General features: G+C 55.3%; 2 protein-coding genes. Both read left to right on the top strand.

Annotation, left to right across the window (positions count from 1 at the left end; genetic code table 11):
* Positions 1-374 precede the first annotated feature (374 nt).
* Positions 375-815 carry a hypothetical protein gene (locus AC1DWI_RS22825; RefSeq protein WP_477668236.1) on the top strand — a complete coding sequence of 147 codons (441 nt, stop codon included), beginning with the start codon at positions 375-377 and terminating at the stop codon, positions 813-815.
* A gap of 96 nt (positions 816-911) precedes the next feature.
* Positions 912-1,501: hypothetical protein (locus tag AC1DWI_RS22820; protein ID WP_477725868.1), on the top strand; the 590-nt coding region annotated here is incomplete at its 3' end.

The raw sequence follows: 1,501 nt of genomic DNA, 5'->3' as shown, positions 1-1,501 counted from the left end.
GGCGAGTGGCTCCAGAGCCAGCACTGGGAAAGTCAACCCGCATTTGTCTTGGTTGCCTACCTGGCCTTCTATCTCCCCTTGCGCTGGGTGGCTTGGTCGCTGGTCGCGCCCCTCGTCAACCCCAAAGCTCGAAGTCTGCGTGCGGTTGCCCTCTGCGCAAGTGGCCTCGATGCCCTGTGGCGAGGAGTTGGCGTCTTTGCATCATGCATGATTGACCYCATACTAGTACTGGTTACCGGCACGGTTCCAATCGGGAAATTCTTTTGTTAAAGAGCGAGCGCTTTAACATGTCAATCGACACGGACCCACAACAGCAGGAGGCGGCTCCGCCGCTCATGTTGGTGGTCCGGTCATTTCTACGTTAGGCACCTCATATGAAACACTACGTCGCAACACTCCTTCTAGCCACGAGCTGCGCAATCTGCCTGGCGCAGTCCGAAGTACCGCTTGAGGAGTCGCGGGGCGCAGCGCAAGCTCTCGGATATGCGAGCGTTTCCCAGGCGCTTGAGTCCCTCAAGGCGAAGCCTGGTGTCAGCATCAACATCACCAAACCCGACGGCTGGGTCATCATCAACGAGCCCAACCCGGCATTTGCCGTGTGGTCGTTCACTCCAGAAGGTCACTATGCGCATCCGGCCGTCGTGCGCCGCATCATCCAGCAGCGGCCAAACGGAGAGGTCTACGTTGAAATGGCCGCTCTTTGCCAGGCCACGAAAGAGCCATGCGACAAGCTCATTCGAGAGTTTCAACAACTCAACGAACGCATGCGCGAGCAAGTACGTGCTCGTATGCAGCAAGGCAAGGCGCAGCAGTGAATACACCGGTGCCTAACCCTTCCATCGAGCGGACGTCTTCCAGCAAGCTTCGCTTGCTTCCAGCCGCCGCTCATGTCAAACGTTAGGCCTCACAGCATGCTCGCCATACCTGCCAACGCAATACAAGCATCGCTGTTGGAGTTCATGCAGGAGTTCTGGGGCATAGATCACCCCAACGCTCTTGACTTAGCAGGGCGTCCGCTGAAAGTCAAAGCTGATGAAGTTTTGGCCGAGATTCGGAGGTCGGCAATAACAATCCACCCTCTCTACCACGTCCTGCTATACGTACTCCGCGATATTGCAGATCACTGTGCAGCCATCGATGCTGTAGGGAAGAGCCGCGCTGCGCTGCTGCATGTACGTCACATTGAAGAGTTGTATACGGTTTCAAAGTACCTTCTGGCAACGCCAGGGCGGTACGAGGAGTTCGCATGGCGATGGGAAAACTTCCACACTCTTCATGCAATCCGGAACCGGATTCTGAACCTCAAACAACCTCTCGATCCGCTGATGACAACATGGCTCGAAGCCAACATCGAGACGATGCAAAAGTTGTTCAGCAAAAAATTCGATCTCGACCCAACCAAATGCACAGATCAGTGGGAAAAGCTTTCAAACTGGCTTCACAAGATACCGCTGAGCGAAATATTTGAAAAGGCAGGGCGCCTAGCCTCGTACACCTCTAC

The sequence above is a fragment of the Polaromonas sp. P3_C2 genome, assembly GCF_056402675.1.
Note: the sequence above shows the minus strand (reverse complement) of the source record. Positions and strands in the feature narration are given on the sequence as shown.